General features: G+C 72.1%; 6 protein-coding genes. All 6 read right to left on the reverse strand.

The features are described 5' to 3' along the window. Nucleotides 1-1,527, reverse strand: a 1,527-nt coding sequence (locus VGZ23_02480) for a UDP-N-acetylmuramoyl-L-alanyl-D-glutamate--2,6-diaminopimelate ligase (protein HEV2356466.1), incomplete at its 3' end; no start/stop codon positions are given. 68 nt (nt 1,528-1,595) lie between these two features. Beyond that, entirely contained in the window at nt 1,596-3,317 is a 1,722-nt protein-coding gene (locus VGZ23_02485) for a penicillin-binding protein 2 (GenBank protein ID HEV2356467.1), read from the reverse strand. Between the two features lie 191 nt (nt 3,318-3,508). After that, the gene (locus tag VGZ23_02490; protein HEV2356468.1) at nt 3,509-3,973 is read right to left on the reverse strand and encodes a hypothetical protein; all 465 of its coding nucleotides are present in this window, start codon (nt 3,971-3,973) and stop codon (nt 3,509-3,511) included. Next, a complete protein-coding gene (rsmH, locus tag VGZ23_02495) occupies nt 3,967-4,956 on the reverse strand; it encodes a 16S rRNA (cytosine(1402)-N(4))-methyltransferase RsmH (protein ID HEV2356469.1) in 990 nt (329 codons plus the stop codon). Before rsmH ends, VGZ23_02490 begins: the two co-directional genes overlap by 7 nt. Before the next feature lie 43 nt (nt 4,957-4,999). After that, nucleotides 5,000-5,422, reverse strand: a complete 423-nt coding sequence (gene mraZ, locus VGZ23_02500) for a division/cell wall cluster transcriptional repressor MraZ (protein HEV2356470.1) — start codon at nt 5,420-5,422, stop codon at nt 5,000-5,002. A gap of 188 nt (nt 5,423-5,610) precedes the next feature. Beyond that, nucleotides 5,611-6,099, reverse strand: a complete 489-nt coding sequence (locus VGZ23_02505) for a DUF5317 family protein (GenBank protein HEV2356471.1) — start codon at nt 6,097-6,099, stop codon at nt 5,611-5,613. Between the last annotated feature and the right edge of the window lie 183 nt (nt 6,100-6,282).

Raw genomic sequence — 6,282 nt, forward strand, 5'->3', positions numbered from 1 at the left:
CAGGCCCTCCGCGCCGGCGCGTGGGAGATCACCCGCCTGCCGGGCGCGCAGCACCTCGCGCGCGACGGCGCGGTCGTCGAAATCGATCACCTGCTCGCCGACGATCTGGTAGGTCTCATGGCCTTTGCCGGCGATGACCACGACGTCGCCGGGCCGGGCGCGCTCGATCGCCTGCTCGATTGCCCGGCGGCGGTCGACCTCGGTCGCGAAGTTGCCTGCCCCGGGGACGCCGGCGGCGATGTCGCGCAGGATCGACTCGGGATCCTCGCCCCGGGGATTGTCCGAGGTAAAAATCGCGTAGTCGGCCAGCCTCGTGCCGATCCGCCCCATGATGGGGCGTTTGGTCCGGTCACGATCCCCGCCGCATCCGAACACGACGATCCGCCGGCCCGGTGAGATCTCCGCGGCCAGCCGCAGGACCTGCTCGAGGCTGTCCGGCGTGTGCGCATAGTCGACGATCACGGCAAACGGCTGCCCTTCGTCGACCGGCTCGAAGCGGCCGGGCACGCCGACCGTGCGCTCGAGGGTCCGCCGAATCGTCTCGGGCGCCACGCCGCGGCTCAGCCCCACGCCGAACGCCGCGAGCGCGTTGCTGACGTTGAAGCGGCCGGGCAGCGGCAGCGCGATCGGCACGCGCCCGTCCGGCCAGACCACGGTCATGCGCGTGCCGCGCGGGCCGAGCGTAACCGCCTCGGCGCGAATGCGCGCCGGCCGCTCGATGCCGTACGTCCACACCGCGGCCCGGCTGGCCCGCGCCATCGCCGCCCCGGCCGAATCGTCCGCGTTGACGACGCCGATGCCGTCCGGCTCCAGCATGGCGAACAATTGCGCCTTCGCGTCGCGGTACGCCTCGAGTGTGCCGTGCAGATCCAGGTGATCCTGCGTGAGGTTGGTGAAGACGGCGGTCACGAACCGGCAGCGCTCCACGCGGTGCAGCTCGAGCGCGTGGGACGTCACCTCCATCGTCACGTCCTGGACGCCGCGGTTCACCATGTCGCGCAGCAGGCGCTGGAGGTCCGGCGCCTCAGGGGTCGTCGGCGTCGTCGCGTGAAAGGCCACCGGCGCCCCGTCCACCTGCACGCCGAGCGTCCCGATGACGGCGCTGCGCCGGCCGGCGGCGCGGAGGATAGCGTCGACGAGAAACGTCGTCGTCGTCTTGCCGTTGGTACCTGTGATCCCGCACACGCGCAGCGCGGACGACGGATGACGGTAGAAGACGGCGGCCGCCGCCGCGAGCGCGCGGCGCGTGTCGGGGACGACGATTTGCGTCGCGGCAACACCGTCGAGCGGGTGCTCCACCAGCACGACGGCCGCGCCGCGCCGCACCGCGTCCGCGGCATGTCGATGGCCGTCTTGCGCGAAGCCCCGGATCGCCGCGAACAGGTCGCCGGGCCGCACCGCGCGCGAGTCGTGCGCGAGCCCCTCGAACTCCCGGTCCGCCGATCCCACGACAGAAGCGGCGGCCCGACCGGCCGCCGCTCCGCTCCCGTCCGCGGCCAGCGCGGCCACGAGCTCTGCGACGCGCATTCAGGTTGCCTCCAGCGTCCTCCGCCCCGATCCTTCGACGTTGTGCCCAGCATACCATCCGTGCGGCATCATGGTGGAGATGGCGCGGTCCCGTTCGGCGGGCGGATTTCCGCGGCCGGGGACGCCGGCGGGCCCTCGGCCGGCGGGATGCGGAGATACCACAGCGCCTGCCGCGCGATCTCGCGGAACACCGGCGCCGCGACGTCGCCCCCGTAGACCGCCCCGCGCGGCCGGTCGATCACCACCAGGATCGCGAGGCGCGGCGACGGCACGGGGACCACGCCGACGAACGAGGCGACGTAGGCGCCGGGCTCGTAGCCCCCCGACCGCCCGGGGCGCTGCGCGGTCCCGGTCTTGCCGGCCACCGTGTACCCGTCGATCTGGGCCTTGACGCCGGTGCCGCCGGCCACCACCTCGCGCATCATGGCCAGGACCTGCGCCGCCACTCCGGCGCCGATAACCCGGCGCCGTGTGACGTCGCCGGGCGCCGCCATCGTCCGGCCGGCCGCGTCGCGCACCACGGCGACGACGTGCGGCCGGACGGCGAGCCCGTCGGTCGCGAGCGACGACGCCGCGACCAGCAGCTGGAGCGGGGTCACCGAGATGCCCTGGCCGAAGGCGATGTTCTGGAGGCTCGGGCCGAACCACTGAGAGATCGGCCGGACGATCCCGCCGACCTCCCCGGGGAGATCGATCCCCGTCGGCCGGCCGAAGCCGAACTGCCGGATGTACGTCGACATCGTCTGCTTGCCGACCCGGGTGGCGACCTGCGCGGCGCCCACATTGCTCGAGTACTTGACAATGTCGCCGAGGCTGAGCGACGCGAAATGCTCGGTCGGCTCGGCATCGTGGATCGTGGCGCCGTTCAGACGGATTTTGCCGGGGTCCGTCCACCGGTCCGCGGGCGTCACGGCGCCGCTCGCGAGCGCCGCCGCGGCCAGCACCAGCTTGAACGTCGAGCCGGGCTCGTACACGTCGGCGACGGCGGGACTCTTCCACAGCCGCGGCAGGGCGGCTTGGTACCGGTTGGGGTCGAACGACGGCGTGGCCGCCAGCGCGAGGATTCCCCCGGTCTCGGGATCCATGACGATCGCAACACCCGCCTGGGCCCGCGCGTGCTCGACGGCGCGGGCGACCTCCCGCTCGGCGACGTGCTGGATGACTTCGTCGATCGTCAGGACGAGGGTGGCGCCGTCGCGCGGGGCCGTGACGACGCGCTCGGTTTGCACGAGCTCGCGGCCGATCGCGTCCCGGTCGGCGGTTTCGATCCCGCCGGTTCCGCGCAGCACGCGATCGTACTGCAGCTCGAGGCCGGCGAGCCCCGCATCGTCCGTGCCGGTGAAGCCGAGCACGTTCGCGGCCAGCGCCCCGGCGGGATATGCCCGCCGCGACTCCGGGAGCACCCCGACCGTCTCGCCGAGGGAGAGCCGCCGCAGGGCGTCCGCGACGTCCGGCGGCCGCCGCCGCGCGAGCCAGGCGAAGTAGGCGCCGCCCCGGCGCAGGCGCGCGAGCACCTCTCCCGGCGCAAGACCGAGGACCGGACCGACCCGCTGCGCGAAGGCCTCCGGGTCGTCGATCGCGCTCGGCACCGCGTAGACGGAGTCGACTTCGACGTTGACCGCGAGCGGGCGCCCGGCGCGGTCGAGGATCAATCCCCGGCGGCCGGGCAGCCGCAGCGACTCCAGCTGCTGGCGGACCGCGAGACGTCCGAGGGCCCCGGCGCGGACAATTTGGAGATCGACCATGCGGACAAGCAGGAGGCCGAACGCGCACAGCCAGAGGCCCGCCAAAACAGCGAGCCGCCCGCGGCCGACTCCGTCCGGACCTGCCCCGCGGTAGGCGGGGTCTGCCCCGCGATAGTCGGGGCCGCCCCGGGCGGCACGCTTCCCCCGGGACTTCGCGGACCTCCCGCGACTCCTGGGAGGTCCCGAGCCTTCAGATGTGACGCCGCCGCGGCGCGACCCGTTCCGGTTGCGCCGGTTCATCGTGGAGCCGGTGCGGCCTGAGCCTCGCTACGTTTGAAGTAATCACCCAACCGCTGCCACAGCCCGCCGCCGCGGGTGTCGGGGCGGACGGCGGTCTCGGGCAGGCGGATCGCGGCGATCTGCCTGGCCCCCGGCGGGCGGAGGCCGAGGCGCACGGTGGCCAGACGCTCGATACGATCCGGGGCCCGCAGGGAGGAGGCGGTGGCCTGGAGACGTTCGTGGGCCATCTCTAGGGCGGCGATGTCCTTCGACAGCTGGAGCATCTGGTAGCCGATGTGTGCGGCATTGGATACGGCTGCGACGTATGCGATGAACGGGAGTACCGCGAATGCTGCGATCGTGAGCGCTGCAACAACAGGATAACGTCTCCGCCGACGCCGGGTCGCCTCCCCCCCTTCGGTGCCCCAAGATTCTGGAAGCAGTATCGGATAGACACGGTGCCGCTGTTCGACGGCTAGCATGCGACCGCACCCCGCCGCCCGGATGTGTCCTCGGCGGTGATGAGACGCTCGGCCGCGCGCAGGCGGGCGCTTCGCGCACGCGGGTTGCGCGCCACTTCCGCCGCCGACGGTGTGACGGGCTTCTTGGTCAGGATTCGCACGAGCCGCTCCCCGCCGCAGCGGCATTCCGGCAGCCCGGGCGGACACGTGCAGCCGCGGGCGTACCGCGCGAGCGTCGTCTTGACGACGCGGTCTTCGATCGAGTGAAAGGCGATCACGCACACCCGGCCGCCGGGGCGCAGCCGCCGGATCGCCTGCGGCAGTCCCCGTTCGAGGGCGTCGATCTCGCCGTTCGTCGCGATCCGCAGCGCCTGGAAGGTCCGCGTCGCCGGATGCAGCCGTCCCCGGCTCGAGCCGATCGCGGCCTCGACGGCCCTCACGAGATCGCGGGTGGTGCGGAGCGGACGGCGGGCGACGATCTGCCGGGCGATCTTCCGGGAGGCCCGCTCCTCGCCGAGGCGGTAGATCAGATCCGCGAGTTCGCGCTCGGGCAGCGTGTTGACGAGGTCGGCCGCGGTGCGCGGCTCGCTGCGGTCCATTCGCATGTCGAGCGGGCCGACGCGGTCGAAGCTGAACCCGCGCTCCGCCTCCACCAGCTGCCGCGTCGAAACCCCGATGTCGAGCAGCACTCCGTCCACCGCCCCCACGCCCAGCCCGGTCAACGCGTCGTCCAGCCGGCCGAAGTTTGCATGCGCCACGGTCACGTTCTGTCCAAACGGGCGGAGGCGTTCCTGCGCGCGCTCGAGCGCCTGCGCGTCGCGGTCGAGCCCGACCAGCCGGCCCGCCGGCGCGATGCGCCGGAGGATCGCCTCGGCGTGCCCGCCCTCGCCGAGCGTGGCATCAACGATCAGGGCGCCGGGACGAGGCGCGAGATACGTCAAGACCTCGTCCACGAGGACCGGGACGTGCACCGTTGTGTAAGGGGATTCTGTCGCCGTACCCATCCACACGGCCACCGCCGCCACCACGAGTCACCGCCGCCATGCCCTAGAGCGTCAGCGCCTGCAGCTGTTGGGCCAGCTCGTCAGGCGCCTTGCGCACCTTCTGGAGCCGCCTCCGCCACGCCGGAGTGCTCCAGAGTTCCAGGTGTCCCCCCACGCCGATGATCGTCACCCATCGCGTGATGCCGGCGTGCTCGCGCAGATGCGGCGCGAGGTAAATCCGGCCCTGCCGGTCCAGATCGCAATCCTCGGCGGCCGACAGGACGTATCGCCGAGCCTCATGCTGTCCGAGGGGCAGCACGCGGAGCTTCTCTTCAAGCGATTGCCACTCGACGGCGGAGAACGCAAAGAGGCACGGGTCGATCCACCGGGTCACGATGATCCGTTCGCCGATGATCGGCCGGAATTTGGGCGGGATGACCACCCGCCCTTTCTCGTCCAGCGCATACTGCGCTTCGCCTCTCAGCATGTACCGCCGTCAACGACCGCTCCCGCCATCTGCCTACGGCGTGTGCCAAGACTGTCCCCACTTATCCCTACGAGCCCCCACCATTCTCCACATGCCCCCATACTCCTGCATTTAGACGCGGCAAGACAAAGAAAAAAAGGGCCCCGTATCTCGAGAGCCCCACCCGTCGCTTATCGTACACGTGTTCGCTACACCGGGCCGCCTTCCTCTCCACCGTGCGGCCGCATCATGCCGGCCTGGACGATTCCCGCAATCCCCAAGACGAGCAACGCGTCGCCGGGACTGAGAATCACGCCGACGCCGCCGGCCGCGAGCGGCAGGAGATCCCCGAGAAACGGCAGCGCCGTGCGCGGCCCGGTGAGGACGTAGAAGGGCCCGGTCGTCCCGCCGAGGATGACGCGGCCGGCCGCTTCCCGCAGCACGCCCGGGGAGACGGGCATGCGCCCGCCGTTTGCCGCGATCACGACCATGTTGAGAGCGGCGCCGGCCAGCGCGGGCCACAGCCACGGAAGGCGGAGGTTGGCGGCGAGTCCGGCGAGGGCCAGCGCGTAGCCGCCGACGACCAGCGTTCGCGCCACGCCGGCCGGCAGCGCGGCGCTCCGCGCCGCGGTCACCATTGCGACGGCCAGGACGAAGAGCGACATCCAACGCGGCGCCACGTGCGCGAGATTGCTCACCCGCCCGCCGCGCAACCGGCCGATCGCGAGGCCGGCCAGGACCGCGACGACGAGGGTCAGTACAGGACCTCGCGGGTTCCGGTGGAGTGGCGGACCACGACGATGTCCCCGCTCTCCTGCAGCCGGCGGATCGCCGCCGTGACCGCGGACACCTGAATCGAACGGAACACAAACGAGCCGCGC

Source organism: bacterium (assembly GCA_035945995.1).
Taxonomy (GTDB): Bacteria; Sysuimicrobiota; Sysuimicrobiia; order Sysuimicrobiales; family Segetimicrobiaceae; genus DASSJF01.